General features: G+C 74.6%; 13 protein-coding genes. 4 read left to right on the top strand and 9 right to left on the bottom strand.

Going from position 1 to position 22,198, the window contains the following annotated elements; translation table 11 throughout:
* Positions 1-5: 5 nt before the first annotated feature.
* Complete coding sequence (locus OSB71_RS05405) at positions 6-1,616, top strand: succinic semialdehyde dehydrogenase (protein WP_265944783.1); 1,611 nt, start codon at positions 6-8, stop codon at positions 1,614-1,616.
* Between the two features lie 203 nt (positions 1,617-1,819).
* Positions 1,820-3,664, top strand: coding sequence for a GMC oxidoreductase (locus tag OSB71_RS05400; RefSeq protein ID WP_416237196.1), 1,845 nt, complete (start codon positions 1,820-1,822; stop codon positions 3,662-3,664).
* Between the two features lie 136 nt (positions 3,665-3,800).
* Here OSB71_RS05400 and OSB71_RS05395 read toward each other — a convergent pair whose 3' ends face one another.
* Both OSB71_RS05395 and OSB71_RS05390 read right to left on the bottom strand, forming a co-directional pair.
* The gene (locus tag OSB71_RS05395) at positions 3,801-5,012 is read right to left on the bottom strand and encodes an LAETG motif-containing sortase-dependent surface protein (RefSeq protein WP_265944756.1); all 1,212 of its coding nucleotides are present in this window, start codon (positions 5,010-5,012) and stop codon (positions 3,801-3,803) included.
* A gap of 524 nt (positions 5,013-5,536) precedes the next feature.
* Entirely contained in the window at positions 5,537-6,229 is a 693-nt protein-coding gene (locus OSB71_RS05390) for an HD domain-containing protein (protein WP_265944753.1), read from the bottom strand.
* Between the two features lie 109 nt (positions 6,230-6,338).
* Here OSB71_RS05390 and OSB71_RS05385 point away from each other — a divergent pair, with 109 nt between their 5' ends.
* Positions 6,339-7,337 carry a GlxA family transcriptional regulator gene (locus OSB71_RS05385; RefSeq protein WP_265944751.1) on the top strand — a complete coding sequence of 333 codons (999 nt, stop codon included), beginning with the start codon at positions 6,339-6,341 and terminating at the stop codon, positions 7,335-7,337.
* A 32-nt stretch (positions 7,338-7,369) separates the two neighbouring features.
* Here the strand turns inward: OSB71_RS05385 and OSB71_RS05380 are convergent, their stop codons facing one another.
* Both OSB71_RS05380 and rfbB read right to left on the bottom strand, forming a co-directional pair.
* Positions 7,370-9,043 (bottom strand): MFS transporter, encoded by a 1,674-nt coding sequence (locus OSB71_RS05380; protein ID WP_265944749.1) that lies wholly within the window; start codon positions 9,041-9,043, stop codon positions 7,370-7,372.
* Positions 9,044-9,084: 41 nt separating this feature from the next.
* Entirely contained in the window at positions 9,085-10,080 is a 996-nt protein-coding gene (gene rfbB / locus OSB71_RS05375; protein WP_265944747.1) for a dTDP-glucose 4,6-dehydratase, read from the bottom strand.
* A 212-nt stretch (positions 10,081-10,292) separates the two neighbouring features.
* Here rfbB and OSB71_RS05370 point away from each other — a divergent pair, with 212 nt between their 5' ends.
* Positions 10,293-11,150 (top strand): response regulator transcription factor, encoded by an 858-nt coding sequence (locus tag OSB71_RS05370; protein WP_265944745.1) that lies wholly within the window; start codon positions 10,293-10,295, stop codon positions 11,148-11,150.
* Between the two features lie 96 nt (positions 11,151-11,246).
* Here the strand turns inward: OSB71_RS05370 and OSB71_RS05365 are convergent, their stop codons facing one another.
* The 5 genes from OSB71_RS05365 to OSB71_RS05345 form a co-directional block, all read right to left on the bottom strand.
* Positions 11,247-11,492 (bottom strand): pyridoxamine 5'-phosphate oxidase family protein, encoded by a 246-nt coding sequence (locus tag OSB71_RS05365; RefSeq protein ID WP_265944743.1) that lies wholly within the window; start codon positions 11,490-11,492, stop codon positions 11,247-11,249.
* A gap of 122 nt (positions 11,493-11,614) precedes the next feature.
* Positions 11,615-13,057: an FAD-dependent oxidoreductase gene (locus tag OSB71_RS05360; protein WP_265944741.1), complete on the bottom strand. Its 1,443-nt coding sequence runs from the start codon at positions 13,055-13,057 to the stop codon at positions 11,615-11,617.
* Positions 13,058-13,186: 129 nt separating this feature from the next.
* Positions 13,187-17,797 carry a non-ribosomal peptide synthetase gene (locus OSB71_RS05355; RefSeq protein WP_265944739.1) on the bottom strand — a complete coding sequence of 1,537 codons (4,611 nt, stop codon included), beginning with the start codon at positions 17,795-17,797 and terminating at the stop codon, positions 13,187-13,189.
* Positions 17,790-19,586, bottom strand: coding sequence for a non-ribosomal peptide synthetase (locus OSB71_RS05350; RefSeq protein WP_265944737.1), 1,797 nt, complete (start codon positions 19,584-19,586; stop codon positions 17,790-17,792). Before OSB71_RS05350 ends, OSB71_RS05355 begins: the two co-directional genes overlap by 8 nt.
* Positions 19,587-19,861: 275 nt before the next feature.
* Positions 19,862-22,192, bottom strand: a complete 2,331-nt coding sequence (locus OSB71_RS05345) for an excinuclease ABC subunit UvrA (protein ID WP_265944735.1) — start codon at positions 22,190-22,192, stop codon at positions 19,862-19,864.
* Positions 22,193-22,198 lie beyond the last annotated feature (6 nt).

The raw sequence follows: 22,198 nt of genomic DNA, 5'->3' as shown, positions 1-22,198 counted from the left end.
CCCCTATGACGGACTCCCAGCCGGACTCCCAGCCCACGAACGCGGTGGTCGCCGCGCCCGCAGGCGCTCGCCGTGCCGCCGACGTCGTCACCCCCGCGCGCGTCGCCCGTCTCACCCGTGACGTCGTCGGGGAGGGGCAGACCCGGTGCCACTGCCCGCTGACCGGCGAGAAGCTCGCGGACCTGCCCGCGTCCACCCCGGAGGACGTCACCACCGCCTTCGAGCGCGCCCGCGCCGCCCAGGCGGCGTGGGCCGCGCGGCCCGTGCGGGAGCGGGCGGCCGTCCTGCTGCGCTTCCACGACCTGGTCATGCGCCGCCAGGCGGAGGTGCTCGACCTCGTCCAACTGGAGACGGGCAAGGCGCGGCTGCATGCCTACGAGGAGGTCATGGCCGTCTGCGTCGCCGCACGGCACTACGGCCGCAAGGCTCCGGCCTACCTCGCGCCCCGGCGGCATCTGGGCGCCGTCCCGGTGCTCACCCGCACCCGGGAGCTGCGGCACCCGCGCGGTGTGATCGGCATGATCTCGCCGTGGAACTACCCGTTCGAGCTGAGCGTGGGGGACGCGCTGCCCGCCTTCGTCTCCGGCAACGCCGTCGTCATGAAGCCGGACACCGAGACGGCGCTCACCGCGCTGTGGGCGCGTGAGGTGCTGATCGAGGCGGGGCTGCCGCGCGAGGTGTGGCAGGTGGTGCTCGGGGACGGCCCGATCGTCGGGCGCGCCGTGGTCGACCGCGGTGACTACGTCTCCTTCACCGGCTCCACCCGCACCGGCCGCGACGTCGCCGAGCGTGCGGGGGCGCGGCTGGTGGGCTGCTCGCTGGAGCTCGGCGGCAAGAACGCCATGATCGTGCTGCCCGACGCCGACCTGGACAAGACCGCCGAGGGTGCGGTGCGCGCCTGCTTCTCCTCCGCGGGCCAGCTCTGCGTCTCGATCGAGCGGCTGTACGTGCACGAGTCCGTGGCCGACGCCTTCCTGGAGCGCTTCGTCGCCCGCACCCGGGCCATGAAGCTCGGCGCCGCGCTCGCCTACGGGGCCGACATGGGCTCCCTGGTCTCCGAAAGCCAGCTCCGGGTGGTCAGGCGGCACGTGGAGGAGGCCGTCGAGAAGGGCGCGCGGGTGCTGGCCGGCGGACGGCACCGGCCCGACGTCGGACCGCTGTTCTACGAGCCCACGATCCTGGACGGCGTCGAGGAACCGATGACCGTCTGCACCGAGGAGACGTTCGGACCGGTCGTCTCCGTCTACCGCTTCTCCGACACCGAGGAGGCGGTCCGGAAGGCCAACGGCACACCGTACGGCCTGAACTCCAGCGTCTGGTCCGGCGACGCGCGCGCCGCCCGGGCCGTCGCCGCCCGGCTGCGCACCGGCACCGTCAACATCAACGAGGGCTACGCCCCGGCGTACGGCAGCGTCCAGGCGCCGATGGGGGGCATGGGCGTCTCCGGCATCGGACGCCGGCACGGCTCGGAGGGCATCGTGAAGTTCACCGAGGCACAGACGGTCGCGGAGCAGCGGCTGCTGCCGATGGCCCCCTCGCTCGGGATGTCCGACGAGCAGTTCACCGCGTTCATGTCGCGCTCGCTGCGCGCGCTCAAGGCCCTGCGCATCCGCTGAGCCGCCCGGCGGGCGGCGACGCGACCCCCGGCGTCCGCTCCGCGCCGCCCGCCGGGCGCGCGCCACCGCGCACCCGCCGCCGGGCGCGCGCCGTGGGCCGTGCGCCAGCCGGGCGCCCCGCCCGCCGGGCCGTGCATGTGCCGGGCTGTTCACCGTGCCGCCGCCAGGCCGTCCTCTCCACCGCTTTCCCTCCGGAGGTTCCTGTGTCACAGGACGAGTCCCAGCCCACCGTGCCGGCCCAGGCCGCCGCCGCGTCCGCCGACGCCCACGACCCCGCCGACGCGTACGACTACGACGTCATCGTCGTCGGCTCCGGGTTCGGCGGCGCCGTCTCGGCGTTGCGGCTGACCGAGAAGGGCTACCGCGTCGGTGTCCTGGAGGCGGGCCGCCGCTTCGACCCGCAGACGCTGCCGAAGACGTCCTGGGACGTGAAGAACTACCTGTGGGCACCGGCGTTCGGCCTCTACGGCATCCAGCGCATCCACCTGCTGAACAACGTCATGATCCTGGCGGGGGCGGGCGTGGGCGGCGGCTCGCTGAACTACGCCAACACGCTCTACGTGCCGCCGCCCGCCTTCTTCCGGGACCGCCAGTGGGGCCACATAACCGACTGGCAGGACGAGCTGAGGCCGTACTACGACCAGGCCCAGCGCATGCTCGGCGTCCGGCTCAACCCGACGACGACGCCCGCCGACGTCCACCTCAAGGCCGCGGCCGAGAAGATGGGCGTCGGCGACACCTTCCACCTCGCCCCCGTCGGCGTCTTCTTCGGCGACGGCAAGGACGCCGACGGCTCCGTGACGGCGGCCCCCGGGGAACGCGTGCCCGACCCCTACTTCGGCGGCGCCGGCCCCGAGCGCAGGGCCTGCACCGAGTGCGGCTCGTGCATGACCGGCTGCCGCCACGGCGCGAAGAACACCCTGAACGAGAACTACCTCTACCTGGCCGAGCGGGCCGGGGCCGCCGTCCACCCGCTGACGACGGTGCGCGCGGTGCGGGAGGACGGCGACGGGTTCGCCGTGGTCACCGTGCCGACCGGCAAGCGCCGGGCCGCGCCGCGCGTGCTGCGCGCCCGCCGCGTGGTGATCGCGGCCGGCACCTACGGCACCCAGACGCTGCTGCACCGCATGCGGGACGAAGGGCTGCTGCCGCGCCTGTCCGGCCGCCTGGGCGAGCTGACCCGCACCAACTCCGAGGCGCTGGTGGGCGCGCAGACCGCGCACCGGCGCTACCGGCGCAAGTGGGGCGAGGACGCGGAGCTGGACTTCACCCGCGGCGTCGCCATCACCTCGTCCATCCACCCGAACGACACCACCCACATCGAACCCGTCCGGTACGGGAAGGGCTCCAACGCGATGGGCCTGATGACGACGCTCCAGGTCCGCCACGGCACGAAGCTGCCGCGCGTCCTCTCCCACGTGCTGACCTGCCTGCGGCACCCGCTGCTGTTCACGCGGTCGCTGTCGAACTACCGGTGGTCCGAGCGCATCATCATCGGCCTCGTCATGCAGACGCTGGACAACTCGCTGACCACGTACCGCAAGCCGAAGGGTCTGGGCAAGGGGCTGCTGACCGCACGGCAGGGCCACGGGTCGCCGAACCCGCTGCACATCCCCGAGGGCGCGGAGGCGGCCAGGCACCTGGCCGAAGAGATCCACGGCTTCGCCGGCACCAACATCGGCGAGGTCATGGGGACGCCGCTGACCGCGCACTTCCTGGGCGGGTGCCCGATCGGCGCGGACGCGGAGCAGGGCGTCATCGACCCCTACCACCGGCTCTACGGCCACCCGGGCATCAGCGTGGTCGACGGCTCCGCGGTCTCGGCCAACCTGGGCGTCAACCCCTCGCTGACGATAACGGCGCAGGCGGAGCGGGCGATGTCGCTGTGGCCGAACAAGGGCGAGGCCGACCCGCGGCCGGAGCAGGGCGCGGGGTACGTGCGGCTGCGGGCGGTGCCGCCGAAGCACCCGGCCGTACCGGAGTCCGCGTTCGCCGCCCTGCGGCTGCCGGTGCTGCCCGTGCCGACGGTGCCGCCGAAGGCGTCCTGACGCCGCCGCCCGCGCGTGCGGAAGGGCCCCCGGTCTCCGTGGAGGGAGACCGGGGGCCCTTCCGCGTCAGGCGTCAGGCGTCAGTGCCCGCGCCGTGCGGTGCCAGCGCTGTGCGGCGTCGACGCCGTGCGGCGGCTCAGGCGGCCGAGTCGGCACCCTTGCGGCGGCGCACGACGAACATGGCGCCCCCGCCGAGGGCCACGGCGGCCGCACCGGCCAGCGCGAACATCGGCAGGTTGGAGTCCGAGCCGGTCTCGGCCAGCTCGCCGGTGAACTCCAGGTCCTCGTCGGCCTTGCTGTCGGGCTTGGCGGGCAGCTTCTTCTTGCCGCCCTGCGGCTTGGCGTCGTTGCCGCTCGGCTTGGAGCTCGCCGGGATGACGTCGAAGAGGTAGAAGTCGCTCAGGCTCTCCGAGCAGGTCTCCTGGTCCTCGTTCAGGTAGAACGCGTAGCCGAAGCCGAAGCCGAACGCGGACGGGGCGTTCTTGTCCACCTTCAGGCGCAGGTCCAGCGTGACCATCTCGTCGGGCTTGAGCGAACCCTGGCCGATGAAGCCCCACTGCTCGTCCGTGGGGTCCAGGCTCACGTCGAACCAGTTGCCGTCGGCGCCCCGCACCTGGAGGGTGAAGTGCTGCGTGGCGTCCTCGCCGCCCTCGGTGTAGGCGTCCACGTACACGTGGGCCTGCGCGAAGTCGTGCGCCTCGGCGGAGTTGTTCTTGAGCTGGAGGCTGAAGTTCTTCCAGCCGCTGCCCGCGGCGACCTGCTCGGGAAGGTTGACCAGCGTGGCCGTCAGGTCGTCGTCGGTGTCGACGATCTCGCACTCGCCGACGGGCCACTCGCCCGGCTCCTCGCCGTCGGGCTCCTCGTCCTTCCCGTCCTCGTCCTCGTCGCCCTCACCGGGCTTCTCGGTGTCCTCGCCACCGGTGGAACCCTCGGTGGCGCCTTCGGTGGAACCGCCGCCGGTGGTGCCCTCGGTGGCGCCTTCGGTGGAACCGCCGCCGGTGGTGCCCTCGGTGGCGCCTTCGGTGGAACCGCCGCCGGTGGTGCCCTCGGTGGCGCCTTCGGTGCCGCCCTCGGCGGAGCCGCCGGTAGTGCCGTCGGTGGCGCCGTCGGTGGAGCCGCCGTCGGTGGTGCCTTCGGTGCCGCCCTCGGTGCCGCCCTCGGTGGAGCCGCCGGTGGTGCCCTCGGTGCCGCCCTCGGTGGAGCCGCCGGTGGCGCCCTCGGTGGCGCCCTGGGAAGAGCCGCCACCGGTGGTGTTCTCGGTCGCGTAGGCAGCCGGGGCCGCCAGGACCGCGGCGGGGGCGATGACAGCCGTGGCGGCAGCAGCCGCAACTGCACGGCGAATACGCATGTGTGACCTCTTCATGGGCGTCGTCGCATGAAAAAAGCGCTGGTGTCGCCGGAGCACGGGATGACGGTCCGCGCTGCACGGCACGGCCTGACAGTAAGCGCGGAATAAACGACGTGTCAGCAGCGGTTCCCGCCCTTCGCGTCCGCTCGTGAGCGGGCCATGGGCGGCAAATCGGGCAAGGCTCCGCAGTTGCCCACGCGGTACGCTTTTTCCTGTGCCGTATCTCACAGATGCGCGCCGGGGGAGTGTTCCGGGACCGTTACCGCCCGCCGTACAACCATGTGGTCGGCTCGTGCGTCCCGCCCGGGAAGCGGAACTCCGGCTGCCGGAACTCCCCGACCGAGAGTATCCGCAACCCGACCTCTGGCAAGGGGCGGCCTCCGCCTACCCGGGGCGAAGGGCGTGCCTGCTCCGGCGTACGGGTGTCGGTGTGGGGCGGACACGGGAGCCGTCGCGCTCGCCCGCGACAGGGCGGGAGGCCTCCGGCCCGGCATGGACGGGGGCGCGCCCCCGGCGGGAGGGTTTCAGGGGCCGGGCGGGCCTTGATCCGGGGCGGCGTCGCCCCAGCCGTTGTTCGCGATGAGGTCGTGCCACTCGGGGACGGACCCCGGCGGCAGGTGGTGGCGCACCAGTGCCCCGGGGAAGCTCAACGGGTTCGCCTTGGCCGGGTCGGGTACGGCCTGGGCGACGATCGCGTCGGTCAGGGCGAACGCGAGGTTGTCCCGCGGATAGGCCGCGTGGACGCGGGCCGCGAAGCCCTCGGGTAGCAATTCGCGGCCGTGGCCGAGGATGTCGACGGCGACTCCGGCCTGGCAGAGAGCGATCTCCGGCCGCTTGCGTTGCGGGATGGTGTCGGTGGTGTGCAGGGCTATGGCGTCCCAGACGATCTCGACGTCGTCATCGGGCAGGCCGTGCTCGCGCAGGAACCGTGCGGCGAAGTCGGCGCCGTCGACCTCGAACCGCTGCGACCCGTTGGCCTCGTCCGCCAGCCCGATGTCGTGCAGGACGCAGGCCGAGAACAGCAGCTCGTCGTCGTAGTCGACGTTCGGTTCGAGGCCGCGGTGCTCGCCGAGCTTCCGGCCGTAGAGATAGCCGCGTACGGCGTGTCGGACGATGAAGGGCTCGGTGTGCCGTGCGCTGAAGTCCAGTGCGGAGCGGGCCAGTTCGGTGTCCGGGAGGGCGAGGTCGGAAGGGTGGGGTGACGCCGCGGTGTGCATGGGTTTCTCGCTCCTGGATCGTGGGAGAGGTCGCTGCGACATGCATCCTGCAATCGCCGCTGCCACCCTCACCAGCGGCATGAATGCCACTGTCCGCTAGGTTCTGGCCATGCCTGTCGTCGCCATTCTCGCCCTCGACGGCGCCCTGCCGTTCGAGCTGTCGATCCCCGGACAAGTGTTCGGTACGGCCAACGACGTCGTCGGTGGCCCCTACTACGACCTGCGGACCTGTGCCCGAGGGGGGAGGGTGACGACGGCCGGGGCCTACGGAGGCCTGCGCATCGCGACCGACTTCGACGTGGACGCCCTCGCGGACGCCGACACCGTCGTCGTCCCCGGCCACGCCGGCTTCCTGGACCGGCCCGACCCGGTGGTGGTCGCGGCGCTGCGGTCTGCGGCGGACGCCGGCGCCCGGCTCGCGTCCGTCTGCGTCGGTGCCTTCACCCTGGCCGCCACCGGCCTGCTGGACGGGTACCCGGCCACCACGCACTGGCAGTACACGGGAGAGCTCGCCCGCCGTCACCCGGCCGTCCGGGTCGACGGCGACAACCTCTACATCGACAACGGTGCCCTGATCACCTCGGCCGGGGTGGCCGCGGGCCTGGACCTCTGCCTTCACCTCGTGCGTCGCGACGTCGGCGCCACGGTGGCCGCCGCCACGGCGCGTCGCGTCGTCATGCCCCCGCAGCGTGCCGGGGGTCAGAGTCAGTTCATCGAGCACCCCGACCCGGAGCGCACGCCCAGCGCGCTCCAGGCCACGCTGTGCTGGATGGAGGCTCGGCTGCACGAGCCGCTGACCCTGGGGGAGATCGCCCGGTACGCCAGGATGAGCGTGCGGGGCCTCAACCGTCACTTCCGCGCACAGACCGGGACCACTCCGCTCCAGTGGCTCCTGCGGGCCCGAGTCCAGCGTGCCCGGCTTCTCCTGGAGTCCACCGCCCTCCCGGTCGAGCAGGTCGCCGCGGAGGCCGGGTTCGGCTCGGCCGCCAGCCTGCGCGTGCACTTCGCGCGGCAGACCGGTGTCTCACCGCAGGAGTACCGCGGTGCCTTCCGCTTCCCGTCCGAAGAGGTCACCGCACGGCGCGGCTCCGCCCCCGCTCTCCACTAGCCGGCTGGTGCCGCGTCGGTCAGGGGCCCCCGTCAGAGAGCGGCGTCCGGCGCGGTGCGTCGCGAGGCGCCGCCGGCCTCACCGTCCCCGGCGTCCCGGTCGCCACCGGCGTGCCCGGGCTCCCCGGGCTCCTCGGGTGTCCCGCGCTCCGCCCCGGCGCCGGAAGCGGGGCGGACGTGGCGCAGGGTGGTGGCCACGAGCGCGGCGGAGACGGCGACGAGCACCGCCCCGGCGACGGCCATCACCGACAGGCCGTGGGAGAAGGCCGCGCGGCCGGCCTCCGCGAGCCGGTCGCCCGTCTGCGCGGGCAGGCGCCCGGCCACGGACAGGGCGGTGGCCAGGGTGTCCCCGGCGGACCGGGCGGCGTCGGCGGGGACGGCGGCCGGCATGTCCGCTGCCAACCGCGCGCGGTAGACGGCGGTGCCCACGCTGCCCAGGACCGCCAGTCCGAGCGCGCCGCCGAACTCGTTGCTGGTCTCCGAGACGGCGGACGCCGCGCCCGCCCGCTGCGCGGGGGCGGAGCTGACCACCATGTCCGTGCCCAGGTTCAGCGCCGGTGCGATGCCCGTGGACATCACGGCGAGCCCCGTCACCAGCAGGGCGAAGTCCGTGGGGCCGGCCCGGGCGACCAGCAGCAGGCCGACTGCGGCGAGCGCCAGGACGGCGGCCATCACGTAGGCCGGGCGGGCCCGGCGCAGCGCCGTGATGCCCGCCACCGTGCCGACGACGCCGCCGACGCTGCCGGGCAGGATCCACAGGCCCGCCTCCAGCGGGGACAGCCCGTGCACGAGCTGGAGCGACTGGACGATGAACAGGTTGATCCCGAACATCACGAAGGACAGGGTGGCCAGGGCGCTCAGGGAGACGGTGAACCGGGGCTCGCCGAAGAGCCGCAGGTCGATGAGGGGGTCGGCCAGGCGGCGCTGCCGCCGCAGGAAGGCGACGGCGGCCGCCGCGCCGAGCGCGAGGGCCGCCACGGCCGTCGCCCCGGGACCGTCGCGGGCGGTCTCCTTGACGCCGTAGACGGCCGGCAGCACGGCGGCCAGGGAGAGCAGGGAGCTGACGAGGTCCAGCCGCCCGGCCGACGGCGCCCGGTACTCGGGCAGCAGGACGGGGCCGAGCGCCAGCAGCAGCACCATGACGGGGACGCTGATGAGGAAGACCGAGCCCCACCAGAAGTGCTCCAGCGTCAGGCCGCCGACCAGGGGGCCGATCGAGGCGCCCACGGTGAAGCTCATCATCCACGCCGAGATGGCGATGGTGCGCTGGCGCCCGTCGTGGAACATCACGCGCAGCAGCGAGAGGGTGGACGGCATCAGGGTCGCCCCGGCCAGACCCAGCAGGGCGCGGGCCGCGATGAGGGTGGCGGGGCCGGTGGCGTAGGCGGCCAGCACGGAGGCGGCGGCGAAGGCGGCGGCACCGGTCAGCAGCAGGCGGCGGCGGCCGATCCGGTCGCCGAGGTTGCCCATGGTGATCAGGAAGCCCGCCACCATGAAGCCGTAGATGTCGGTGATCCACAGCAGTTCGGAGCCGGTGGGCGCGAGGTCCGCGCTGAGGTGCGGGACGGCCAGGTGCAGCACCGTCATGTCCATCACGATCAGCATCGCGGGCAGCGCGAGGACGGCCAGTCCCACCCACTGCCTGGTGCCCGCACGGGGCGGTGGTGGGGCCGTCTCCGCTGACTGGTCGGGGCGGGCGGAGGTCATCGGTACTCCTTGCGGGACGGGCGGGCGCGGGGGCGGCCCGGTCAGGTGGCCGGGGAGTGGTGGAGCGGGGCGTGCGCGTCCGGGCGGGGCCACCAGTCGGGGTGGGCGCGGTACCAGGCGACGGTCTCGGCCAGCGCGGTGGTCAGCCGGTGGCGCGGCGCCCAGCCCAGCTCCCGGGTGATCTTGGTGGTGTCGACCGCGTAGCGCCGGTCGTGGCCCGGCCGGTCCGGCACGCGTTCGACGCGGTCCCAGCCGGCGCCGCAGTGCTCCAGCAGCAGTCCGGTCAGCTCGGTGTTGCTCAGTTCGGTGCCGCTGCCGACGTTGTAGATCTCGCCCGCCCGTCCGTCCGTGCGCACCCGTTCCAGCGCGGTGACGTGGTCCTCGACGTGCAGCCACTCGCGGCGGTGGTCGCCGCTGCCGTAGAGCGGCACCGTCCGCCCGCTCAGCAGGCGGGTGACGAACAGGGGGATGATCTTCTCGGGGTACTGCCGCGGGCCGTAGTTGTTGCAGCAGCGGGTGACGCGGACGTCCAGGCCGTGGGTCGTGTGGTAGCCGAGGGCGAGCAGGTCGCCGGAGGCCTTCGAGGCCGAGTAGGGCGAGCTGGGGCGCAACGGGTGGTCCTCGGGCCACGAGCCGTGCGCGAGGGTGCCGTACACCTCGTCGGTGGAGACGTGCACGAAGCGCCGGACGCCGTGCCGCACCGCGGCGTCCAGCAGCACCTGGGTGCCGAGCACGTTGGTGCGCGCGAACTCCTGGCCGCCGGTGATCGAGCGGTCCACGTGGGTCTCGGCGGCGAGGTGCACCACCTCGTCGGCCTCCGCCACGACGGCGTCGACCGTCCGTGGATCGCACACGTCCCCGGTGACGAAGCGGAATCCCGGATGGGTGCGCACGGAGTCGAGGTTGGCCGGGTTGCCCGCGTAGGTGAGGCGGTCGAGCACGGTCACCCGGACCTGGCTGCCCGGGGCGAGCAGGGCTTTGACGTAGTGCGATCCGATGAATCCGGCGCCGCCGGTCACGAGGATGCGGGTGGGCACGGCTTGCTCCTTACGTCGGGGGCGAATGGGCCGGGGGAGAAGCGGAACGCGTCGGCCACCGATTTCCCCGCATTCGGTGCACGGTGCATGTAAACCTGGAAGTGACGCACCTCACATACTTTTCGGGTATATCGCGGACGACGCGGTGAAGGCGCATGCAGACACGGGCTCCGTCCGGCCGCGCGAGCGGAACAGCACTGACAGGAGGATTTGTGTGGAACGGCCATGAGCACCCCACGCCCCGCATCCTGGTGGCCTCCGCCTGCGCCTCGGTGGACGTGATGAAACGGGACTTAGCCCGGCACGGCTACGACGCCGAGGCCGTCGCCAGCGGCCGGGCCGTCCTGGAGACCCACCACGACTACGACTTCATCCTGCTCGACACCGACCTGCCCGACCTCGACGGCGTCTCGCTGTGCCGGGCGCTGCGCCAGGACAGCGACGTCCCCATCATCGGCTTCACCTCGAACGAGTCCGAGGTGGACCGCGTGCTGCTGCTGGAGGCGGGGTGCGACGACTGCGTCGACATCCCCTACCGGGCCCGCGAGCTGGTGGCGCGGATCAAGGCGATCCTCCGCCGGACCGAGGCCGCGCGCGGGCCGCGCGCGGCCGATCCGGGGGAGGGCGAGCGGCTGGAGTTCGGCCCGCTCGTCATCGACCCCGCCCGGCGGGAGGCGTGCCTGCACGGGCGGGGCCTGCCCCTCACCCGCAAGGAGTTCGACCTGCTGCACACGCTGGCGACGGAGCCCGAGCGGGTCTTCCGCCGGCGGGAGCTGATGTTCCTCGTCTGGGACTACCCGGCCGGCAACCGGATCAGCGCCCAGGCGAGCCGGACCATAGACACCCACGTCAGCAGCCTGCGGGGCAAGCTGGGCCACAGCGAGTGGGTCACCACCGTCCGCGGCGTCGGCTTCCGCTTCGGGGTGTCGGCGCCGGGCCCGGACGCGGCCGTCCCCGGCGCGGGGGCCGACCGCCCGGAGCTGGGGGAGGCCGAGGAGCCGCTCGTGTTACGGCCCCGGCTCGTCAGTCTGCGAACCGCCAACGGGTCTGCGCGACAGGGTTCTTGGTGAACGCGAACACCGTACGGGGGCGACGGAGAAGGCCCGGGCGCGGCCGGTGGAGCCGCTGAGCACGGCACCGTCGACGACGTAGTCCCACAGCGCGCCCTACGTGCGGCGGAACGCCTCGGCGGCCTCCTCCAGCTCCCCGGTTCCGGTGACCCGCACCGCCCGGCCCTCCAGGACGGCGTCCACCCCGCCGGCCGGCTCGTTGGTCCCCGTCAGCAGCGAACACTCCGCGTCGGCCGACAGGTTCTCCACCTTGCGCTCCCGGGGCAGCGAGCAGAACCACAGCGCTCCGGCGTGCCAGGCGCCGGCCACGGGCGCCACGTGCGGCCTGGGGTCCGGGCGCACGGTCGCGACCTAGTACAGCTCCGCGTCGGCCGGCAGGCGCCGCGTCTCGGCCCGGGACGCCGGGCGCGCGCCCTCGGCGCTGTAGCGGGGGTCCGGTTCCACGTCGTAGGGCTGGTCGGCCATCACGGGTCTCCCGGGTGCGACAGTGCGGCGGAGCCGGGCGTCAGCGCCGGCGCGGGCGGTCCCGCCGCGTCCAGGCGGCGGGCGAAGTGCGGGTAGGAGGCGATGAGTTCGTCGGCCTGCGTGCGCAGGTCGAAGCGCTCGCACAGCAGGTCGAGCAGGCGCTCGTCGCGCTCGTTGCGCCGGACGATCTCGTCGTAGGGGACGCGGGTGAAGGCGACGAGCTGGTAGAGCTGGGTGAAGTCGCGGGGGTAGCGCTGGTGCAGCCGGCGTTCGACCGCCTTGCGCAGATGGAACCGCTCGTCGTCGATGCGGGCGCTCAGCTCTTCGAGGTTGGCCATGGACAGGTCGGCTATCGCCTGCCCCGGCGCCACCCGCAGCTCGCTGAAGCGCGCCACGGCCGCCCGGATCGCGGCGTGGCGGTCGGCGGTGCCGCCCAGGTGGCGGTCGAGCAGGCCGCACAGCACCTCGGTGTCCTCGAAGCTGCAGTTGATGCCCTGCCCGTAGAAGGGGACGACCGTGTGCGCGGCGTCGCCGACGAGCACGGCCCGCGCGTAGTGGTAGGGGGCGCAGCGCACCACCTTCAGCAGCGCCGGGGGCACGTCCCACACCTCCTCGGCCACCCGGGGCAGGGCGGGGGCGATGTCGGGGTACTCGCGGGCGAAGTGCTCGCGCACGGAGCCCCGGTCGGGGAAGGAGCGGAAGCGCGGGTCGCCGCCCCGGCTCTCCACCGGCATGAACAGGGTGGTCGTCGGGGTGCCGCCCCGGTTGGGCTGGGCCTGCAGGAAGTGGTCCCCGCGCGGCCACAGGTGCATGCCGTCCCCGCTCAGGCCCCGCGCCGCCTCGGGCACCATGCTCAGCTCGACGTGGCCGTGCGGGATGTACTCCTGGTGGATGCGCATGCGGGCGCCGGACTTGGACAGCTCGTGGCGCAGCGTGCTGTTCGCGCCGTCGCAGCCGATCAGGATGTCGCCCCGCGCCCGGCTGACGCCGCCGTCGGCGGTGACGAACACCGCCTCGGCGCGGTGCGCGTCGGCGGCGACGCAGGAGTGGCCGAAGTACACCCGGGCCCCGGCCGCGCGCGCCTGGTCGAGCAGGACGCGCTGGAGCGCGGCGCGGGGCACGGACAGCAGGTGGTGGTCGGGGCCGACGCCGTAGGGCTGGTGGGTCAGCGAGCGGTCGCGGTGGTGCACGATCCGCTGCTGGAGCACCGAGCCGGTCGCGTAGACGCGGTCGCGCAGGGTGGGGCGCAGGGCGCTCGACCCGCGCAGGGTGAGCGTCAGGTTGAACGACCGCCCGGTGCCGACGGCCGCCATCCCGTCGGCGGACTGCTTCTCGTGCACCTCCACCTCGAAGTCGCGTCGGCGCAGCTCGATGGCGAGGAGGCAGCCCACCGGGCCGGCTCCCACGATGACTGCCCTGACGTGTCGCCTGGCTTCTGACATGAGGGTCCTTCCCTGACGTGGCCTTCGGCGGCCGGGCGTCCTCGGCGGTTCCGCCGGGCGCGGGCGGGCCCGCGGGAGTGCGGTGGCTCGGGGCGCGCGGTCGGCGCGTGGCGCGCGCCGCCCGCGCGCTCAGGGCACGGGGTCGTCCGCGAGCTGGCCCGTCTCGGTGAAGTAGCGGACCATCGAGGTGATCCAGGACGGGTCGGGGGCGGGCAGCGCGAGTCCGAGTTCGCGCAGCAGCGCCACGGTGCCGTCGTTGCCGTAAGCGTGGTCGGCCAGCTCCATCGCCCCCTCCCGGAACAGCGGCACCAGGCTCGCCAGGGAGCGGTCGCCGGCCTCGGCCGGGCCGGACTCCAGCGCGCCGAGCCACTCCTCGGTGGACACCGGCCGGGGCGGGCTGCCCAGGGAGCCCAGGGCGGCGAAGACCGTCTCCCAGTCCATGCCGACCGGGTGGAAGACGTGCAGGTTCCGGCCCTGCGCGGCGGGCGCGCGCGACAGCCGCACGACCGCGTCGGCCACGATGTCCACCGGCAGCAGGTCCACCGGCGGCCCGGGCTTCTCGGGGGCCAGTCCCAGGCGCAGGAAGCTCTTGACCTGGAGCCAGAAGAAGTCGTCCGTGCGGCAGGCCCCGCTGGCGGTGTCCGGGCCGATCCGCCCGATCCGGTGCACGGTGACCGGCACCCCGCGCTCGCGCGCCGCCAGCGCCAGCCGCTCGGCGACCCACTTGCTCTGCGCGTACCCGATGCCGAGCCCCTCGGGGGTGTCGGGCACGGCGTCCTCGTCGATGTCCCGGGCGGCCCCGCCGGGCGCGAAGACCGCGAGCGTGGACATGTGGTGCAGCGGCTTGAGCACGGTGTCGGCGCAGAACTCGGCCACCCGCGCGAAGCCGTCCACGTTCGTCGGCCTGACCGAGACGTAGGGCGCGGCGAAGTTGATGTGCGCCGCCGCGTGGTAGACGCACTCCACCCGCCCGGCCAGCTCCCGGTACTCCGCGGGGGCGAGTCCGAACCGCTCCCGGGACAGGTCCCCGGCCACCACCCGCACCCGGGACAGGTCCAGCCCGTCCCCGGTCCGGTAGCGGCGGGCGGTGTCCAGGAGGCGGCGCAGCCCCTCCTCCGCCGAGCCGGCCCGCACGACGCAGTGGACGACGCACCCGGCCGCGAGCAGCGACCGCAGCAGGTAGACGCCGAGGAAGCCGGTGGCCCCGGTCAGCAGGACGGTCCGGGCGGTCGCCGGGTCGGCGCGCCGCACGGTGGCGGCCGGGTCCACGCCGTCCGGGAGCCGGGTGTCGGCCCACAGGTCGGGCCCGCGCGCCGTGGTCTCCCCGGCCAGCGCCCGCTCCACGCCCGCGGCCATGCCCGACACGGTGGGCTCGGCCAGCAGGGTGCTCAGCGGCAGGTCGGTGCCGTAGGCCTCCTGGAGCGCCTGCCGCAGCCGCACCGCCAGCAGGGAGTGGCCGCCCTCGGCGAAGAAGTCGTCGTCCGGGCCGACGGCGGCGCCGTCCAGCAGGTCGGCCCACACGGCGGCGACGCGCCGCTCGGTGGCGGTCAGCGGGCGCCCGGCGGCCGGTTCGCGCCGGGGGGCGGGCAGCTCGGCCGCGCGCGCGGCCAGGGCGGCCCGGTCGGTCTTGCCGCTGGGCCCGGTGGGCAGCCGGTCGATCCGCGCGAACCGGGCGGGCACCAGGTGCCCCGGCAGCGTGCGGCCGAGCGTGCGCCGCAGCGCGGCCTCGTCGACGGGGGCGTCGGTGCGCAGGAACGCGACGAGCCGCCGGTCCCCGGGGCCCCTCTCGGCGGCGACCACGGCCGCGGCGGTGACCGAGGGCAGGTCGCACAGCGCCGCCTCCACCTCGGCCGGTTCGATCCGGTAGCCGCGGATCTTGATCTGCTCGTCCGCCCGGCCCAGGTGCACGAAGCCCTCCTCGGGCGTGCACCGCACCAGGTCGCCGGTGCGGTACAGGCGCGCGCCCGGGTGCGGCGCGTCGGGGTCGGGCAGGAAGCGCGCGGCGGTCTGCTCGGGGAGGTTCAGGTACCCGGGGGAGAGCACGCGCCCGCCGACGTACAGCTCGCCCGGCACCCCGAAGGGCACCGGACGGCGGTCGGCGTCCAGGACGTGCAGCCGCACCCCGCCCACCGCCCGGCCGATCGGCGGCCGCTCCGGCCAGTCGGCCGGGTCCGGGGGCAGCCGGTACCCGGTGCACAGGTGCGCCTCCGACGGGCCGTACACGTTGACCAGCGCCGCCGGGGTGCGGCGGCCGAACATCTCCCGCAGGTCCGGGGTGACGACGAGCTGCTCGCCGGTGGTGTGGACCTCGGCCAGCTCCGGCAGCCGGACGCCGTCGCGCACGACGACGGACGCCAGCTCCCGCAGCGCGACGTAGGGCAGGAAGACCCGGCCCACGCGGCGCTCCCGCAGGTACCCGGCCAGCCGGTGCAGGTCGGCGCGCGTCTCCTCGTCCGTGAGGACCAGCGTGCCGCCCGCGCACAGCGTCGCGAAGATCTCCTCGAACGACACGTCGAAGGAGAGGGACATGTACTGCAGGGTGCGCGCACCGGCGTGCGGCCCGGACAGGTCCGCCTGCCGGTACACCAGGTTGGTGAGGGTGAAGTCCTCGACGACGACGCCCTTGGGCCGCCCCGTCGAACCGGAGGTGTAGACGACGTACGCCTCGTCACCCGGGGCGCGCGGGGGCGGCTCCGCGCCGCCCGCCCGGTCCGGTTCCGCGGGGTCCCACGCGTCCAGGTCGAACACGTCGGTGCCCGCCGGGCACGGCACCCCCGCGCCGCCCCGGGTGAGCAGGAGCCCGGGGCGGGCGTCGTCGAGCATCAGCGCGATCCGCTCGCGCGGGTACGCCGGGTCCAGCGGGACGAACGAGGCGCCCGCCCGCACCACCGCGAGCAGGGCGGTGATCGCGTCCGGGCCGCGTTCCAGGCGGATCGCCACCCGCGTGCCCCGCCGGGCGCCCCGGGCGCGCAGGGCCCCGGCCAGCCGGCCGGCCGCGGCGTCCAGCTCCCGGTAGGTGAGGGTGGCGCCGTCCACCGCCTCGACCGCCACGGCGTCCGGGGCGTGCCGGACGCGCTCCGCGAACAGGGCGGGCACCGACCGCCGCGCGGGCCGGTCGTCCTCGGGCCCGTGCCAGACGGCCGCCAGCTCCCGCAGCTCCTCCCCGGGCACCCAGCGCAGCTCGCGCACCGTGCCGCCGGGGCGGTCCAGCAGGTCCGCCAGCAGGGTCCGCAAGCGCCGCACGAAGCGCTCGACCGCCTCGGCCCCGAAGCGGGCCGGGTCGTACTCGAAGGTCAGGCCCAGCTCCCGCTCGCCCTCCTCGACGATCAGCGACAGGTCGTACTTGGGGACGCCGCTGACGTGCTGCCACGCGTCCGCGCCCAGGCCCAGGTGGCCCAGGTCGCGGCGGTCCCTGGGCATCAGCGTGACCATCGTCCGGAACAGCGGCGAGCGGCCCCCGTCCCGGCCCTCCGGGGCGAGCGCCCGCACCACGTCCTCGAAGGGCACGTCCTTGTGGCGCATCGCGGCGAGCACCTCCCGCCGCGTGCGCGCCAGCAGCTCCCGCACGGTGTCGCCCGGCGCGATCCGGTGCCGCAGCACCACGGTGTTGACCAGGTGGCCGATCGCCTCCTGGTCGGCCGCGCGGTCGCGCAGCGACACCGGGAGGCCGACGGTGAGGTCCTCCTGACCGGTGTGCCGGTGCAGCAGCACCGCGTAGGCGGTGAGCAGGACCATCAGCGGGGTCACGCCCTCGGCCGCGGCCCGCTCCCGCAGCGCGCGGGCCTCGGCGGCCGGCAGGACCGTCCGCACGCCCTCCGCGCCCGGGGCGTCGGCGTCCCGGGCGTGCGGGCCGTCCAGGGGCAGGTCGAGCTGGGCCGGGGCGCCGGCGAGGTGCTCGCGCCAGTAGTCCGACGACGGCGTACCGGCCCGGGGTTCCGCGTGCTCCCGGGCGGCGACGACCTCCCGGAACTGCCGGGGCGGCGGCGCCTGCGGCAGCCGCTCGCCGCCGGCCAAGGACCGGTAGGCGGTCAGCCACTCGGTCAGCAGCACGGACCAGGAGAAGCCGTCGAACACGGCGTGGTGCACGTTCACCAGCAGGGCCGTGCCGTCCTGCCCGGCGTCCAGGCACAGCGCGTGCAGGAGCGGACCGGTGCGCAGGTCGAGGCGGACCGTGGCGAAGCGGGCGGCCTGGCGCCGCACCTCCTCCTCGCCGCGCGCGGTGGCCGTCGCGAACCCGAAGCGGGGCTCGGCCGACACGTGTTGCGCCAGCCGGCCGTCGGACGCCGTCGCGAAGGTGGTCCGCAGGCTCTCGTGCCGGGTCACCACGTGCCGCAGGGCGCGGCGCAGCGCCGTGGGGTCCAGACGCTCGGGGAAGCGCAGCAGGACGGGGGAGTTGTACGCCGCCGGGTCGCCGTACTCGCAGGCGTACCAGATGCCGGCCTGACCGGCGGTCGCCTCCAGCACGGTGTGGCCGCCGTCCGCCGGCCCCCGGCCCGCGTCGCCCCCGGCCGGGCCGGGGGAGGCCGCGCGGCGTCGTGCGCGCAGGAGGTCGGCCAGGGCGCGCGGGGTGCCGCTCCCGGCGACGTCCGCCGCGCTGAGCTCCTGGCCCAGCACGCCCCCCAGGTCGGCGGCGAGGGCGTCGCCGTGCGCCGCGTCGAAGGGGTCGTCGGCCGCCGCCGCGGGCCGGCCGGTGAGGTGCCGCCACCGGTCGAGGACCACGGTGAGCAGGGCGTCAGTCACGTGCGGCCACCTCCGAGCCGCCCTCGCGCACCGACCGGATGTGGTCGGCCAGCTCCCGGGCGTTGTCGTACCGGAAGACGTCCTCGGCCCGCACGTCGACCCCCATCACGTCCTGGAGGTTCGCCGCGAGCTGGATGAGCTGGAGGGAGTTGGCCCCGGACAGGACGAAGGAGTCGCCGGGGCCGATCCGCTCGCCGCCGGTCGCCCCGACCAGGAGGCCGACGATGGCGGAGGCCACCGGGTCCCCGGCCGCGGGGGCGGGCTGCTCGGCGCGCGGCTCCACCAGGACGGCCCGGGGCTCCCGGAGGGCCATGCGGTCCAGCTTCCCGTTGTGGTTCAGCGGGAGTTCGGCCAGGTGGTGGACGCGGGCGGGCAGCATGTAGTCGGGCAGCCGGCCGCGCAGCTCGGCCAGCAGGGCCTCGGTGCCGGGGGGCTCGCCGTGCGCGGTGGTGCAGAACAGGACCAGCTCCTTGAGGTGGTCGCCCGCCTCCACCGCGCGGACCACGGCACGCTCCACCAACCCGGTCTCCTCGGCCGCGAGTTCGACCTCGCGCAGCTCGACCCGGTAGCCGCGGATCTTGACCATCTGGTCGGCGCGCCCGGCGAGCACGACCTCGCCCTCGGGCGTCGCGCGGGCCATGTCGCCGGTGCGCAGCAGCCGCGTGCCGGATCGCACCGGGAACTTCTCCCGCGTCAGCTCGGGCCGGTCCAGGTAGCCCTGGGCGAGCCCGGCGCCGCTGAGGCACAGCTCGCCCACCTCGCCGGGCGCGCACGGGGTGAGGTCGTCGCGCAGGACGTGCAGCCCCACGCCCGGCAGCGGGCGGCCCACCGGGAGCACCCCGCCGCGCAGGTCCTGCTCCGTCACGGCGTGGACGGCGGTCAGCGCCGAGTTCTCGGTGCAGCCGTAGGCGTTGTAGACGGTCCCGCCCACCGCGTCCAGCGCACGGGCCAGGTGGGCCGGGGAGGGGAAGTCCCCGCTGACGATCACCGTGCGCACCCCGCGCAGCGCCTCGGGGTGGTGGTCGACCAGGAGGTTGAACAGGCCGCACGGCAGGTTGAGGAAGGTGACGCGGCGCTCGGTGACGGTCCGCGCCAGCTCGGGCAGCGAGGGCAGCCGGGAGGGCGGGACGACCACCCGGGCCCCGTGCAGCAGGCTGAGCCAGATCTCCGTGGTGGAGGCGGCGAAGGAGTACGGGGCGGTCTGCAGGAAGCAGTCGTCGGCGCGGACCTCCACCTCCCCGGTGTACCGGGCCACGCGGGCGATGCCCCGGTGGGCGATGCGCACGCCCTTGGGGCGCCCGGTGGAGCCGGAGGTGAACAGGATGAACGCGGTGCTCTCGGGGTCCACCGGCTCCGCCGGGTCGCCGTCGTCCAGCCCGGCGCTCTCGGCGATCAGCTCGTGGACGTCGTGCTCGACGGTGACCGAGCCCAGGCCCGCCGGCACGTCCCGCAGCGTCAGCGGCAGCGCGGCCTCCTCGGCGATCGCGCGCCGCACGGAGACGGGGTGCGCCGGGTTGAGCGGGACGACCACGGCCCCGGCCTTCAGCACGGCCAGCAAGGCCGTGTAGAGCTCCAGGGAGCGGGACATGTGGACGCCCACCCGGCTCCCGGCCGCCACGCCCGCGTGCCGCAGGCGGCGGGCGAGGCGGTTGGCCGAGGCGTTCAGCTCGCGGTAGGTGAGCGAGGACGTGCCGTACTCCAGCGCGGTCCGGTCGGCGGCGGCCCGGGCGGCGGCCGCGAAGGCCTCGGGAAGAGCGGGTACGTCCGGCAACTCCTGGTTGGCGTGCACGTTTCCTCCAGCAGCGACGACGTGCCGCGGCGGCGGTGGCCGCCCGCGGCGGGGAAATCGGAGGGACGGTGGCGGATGACGGATGACGGATGACGGATGGCGGGTGAGGGGCGGCGGGAGACGGGTGGCGCGGGACGGGGGGGGCGGTGGCCCGGGGGTCCGGACGGCGCGCGCGGCGGCGGCCCGGGGTCGGTCGGCGCAGGACGGCGGTCCGGGCACGCGGCGGCCCGGCACACCGCGGGGTGTGCCGGGCCGCCGGGCGGAGTGGTCGGGGGTCAGCCGCCGGAGCGCTTTTGCTGCGGTGCCGCCGCACGCAGGTGCCGGGCGGTCGTCGTCTCGGCGTGGTCGGCCATCTCGGCCGGGGTGCCGGTGAACACGACGCGCCCGCCCTGCTCCCCGGCCCCGGGGCCGATGTCGATGATCCAGTCGGCGTGTTTGACGACGTCCAGGTCGTGTTCGATCGCGATGACCGTGTTGCCCGCGTCCACCAGCCGGTCCAGCAGCGCCAGCAGGTTGCCGACGTCCGCCATGTGCAGGCCCGACGTCGGCTCGTCGAAGACGTAGACGCTGCCGCTCTCGTGCAGCCGGTCGGCGAGCTTGATGCGCTGCCGTTCGCCGCCGGAGAGCATGGACAGGGGACGGCCCAGGGTCAGGTACCCCAGGCCCACCTCGCGCAGCGGCGCCAGCCGCCGCAGGATGCCCGGGTCGTCGAAGAAGTCGGTGGCCTCCGCCACGGTCAGGTCCAGCACCTCGGCGATGTTGCGGCCGTTCAGCCGGTGTTCGAGGACGTCCTGCCGGTACCGGCGGCCGTCGCAGACCTCGCAGACGGTGGTGACCGGGTCCATGAAGGCCAGGTCGGTGGTGACGGTGCCGCGCCCCCGGCACTCGGGGCAGGCGCCCTTGGCGTTGAAGCTGAACAGCCCCGCGTCCAGCCCGTGGGCCTTGGCGAACTGCTTGCGCACCGTGTCCCAGATGCCGGTGTAGGTGGCCGGGGTGGAGCGCGGGTTGATGCCGACGGCCGACTGGTCGAGCACGATGGCCTGCGGGTGCTCGGCGGTGAACACCCGGGACACCAGCGTGGACTTGCCGGACCCGGCGACGCCGGTCACGGCGGTCAGCACGCCGGTGGGGAAGTCGACGTCGACGTCGCGCAGGTTGTGCAGGCGGGCGCCGCGCACGGGCAGCGCGCCCGTCGGCGTGCGCGGCTCCGCCTTCAGGTTCGGCTCCGCGCGGAACCACCGCCCGGTCGTGGTCCCGCTGTCGGCCAGCTCCGCGACGGTGCCGGTGAACACGATCTCGCCGCCGTCCGCACCGGCCCCGGGACCGACGTCGACGACGTGGTCGGCCAGGGCGATGACGTCGCGGTTGTGCTCGACGATGAGCACCGTGTTGCCCTTGTCCCGCAGGTCCAGCAGCAGCCGGCCCAGGCGCTCCACGTCGTGGGCGTGCAGGCCGACGGTCGGCTCGTCGAAGATGTAGGTCATCCCGGTCAGGGCCGAGCCGAGGTGGCGCACGGCCTTCAGCCGCTGCCCCTCGCCGCCGGAGAGGGTGCGGGTGGGCCGGTCCAGGGTGAGGTAGCCCAGGCCCACCGACTCGATGCGCCGCAGCGAGGCGAGCGCGGCCGGGACCACCGGGCCCGCCCAGCGGTCCGCGACCCGCTCCAGCTCGGCGATCAGGTCCCCGATCTCCATCGCGCAGTAGTCGGCGATGTTGCGGCCGTCGACGCGCGAGTCCAGGGCCGCCCGCGCCAGCCGGGCGCCCCGGCACGCCGGGCAGGTCCGCTCGGTGACGACCTGCTCGGCGGACCGGCGCTCCTTGTCCTTGAGCGACTCCAGGCCCGGCTTGATGAAGCGCCGGGTGAAGCGCGGGACGACGCCCTCGTAGTCGTTGATGGCCACGTTGTCGAAGTCGTCGGGGCGGATCGTCTGGAAGCCCTCCCCGTAGAGCAGGAGGTCCATCTCCTCGCGGGTGTAGCGGGCCAGCGGCTTGTCGGGGTCGAAGACCGGCTCCAGGTCCCGTTCGCGCGCCCGGCCCTTCTCGTAGCGGCTGATCTGGGCGTAGCGCTTCCAGTAGTTGGTGCCCACGGCGAACGAGGAGTGCCGGATCGCGCCCTCGTTCAGCGACTTCCCGCGGTCCAGCAGCTTGTCCAGGTCGAGCTGGAGCGTGCTGCCCAGCCCGTCGCACTCGGGGCACATGCCGTGCGGGTCGTTGAAGGAGTAGAAGTTGGACGGGCCCGCGCTCGGCTCCCCGTAGCGGGAGAACAGCACGCGCAGCACCGGGTGCACCTCGGTCATGGTGCCCACCGTCGAGCGGGAGCCGCCGCCCACCGGTTTCTGGTCCACCACGATCGCCGGGGAGAGGTTCTCGATCAGTTCGAACTCCGGCCGCTCGTAGCGGGGCAGCCGGTTGCGGATGAACGCGGGGAAGACCTCGTTGAGCTGCCGCTGCGACTCCACCGCGATGGTGCCGAAGACGATCGAGGACTTCCCCGACCCGGAGACCCCGGTCACCACGGTCAGCGCGCCCAGCGGGATGCGCAGGTTCACCCCCTTCAGGTTGTTGGCCCGCGCCCCCGTCACCACGATGTGCTGCCTGTCCTCGCCCATGGGCGC

The organism is Streptomyces marinisediminis (assembly GCF_026262575.1).
Classification (GTDB): Bacteria; Actinomycetota; Actinomycetes; order Streptomycetales; family Streptomycetaceae; genus Streptomyces; species Streptomyces marinisediminis.
Note: the sequence above shows the minus strand (reverse complement) of the source record. Positions and strands in the feature narration are given on the sequence as shown.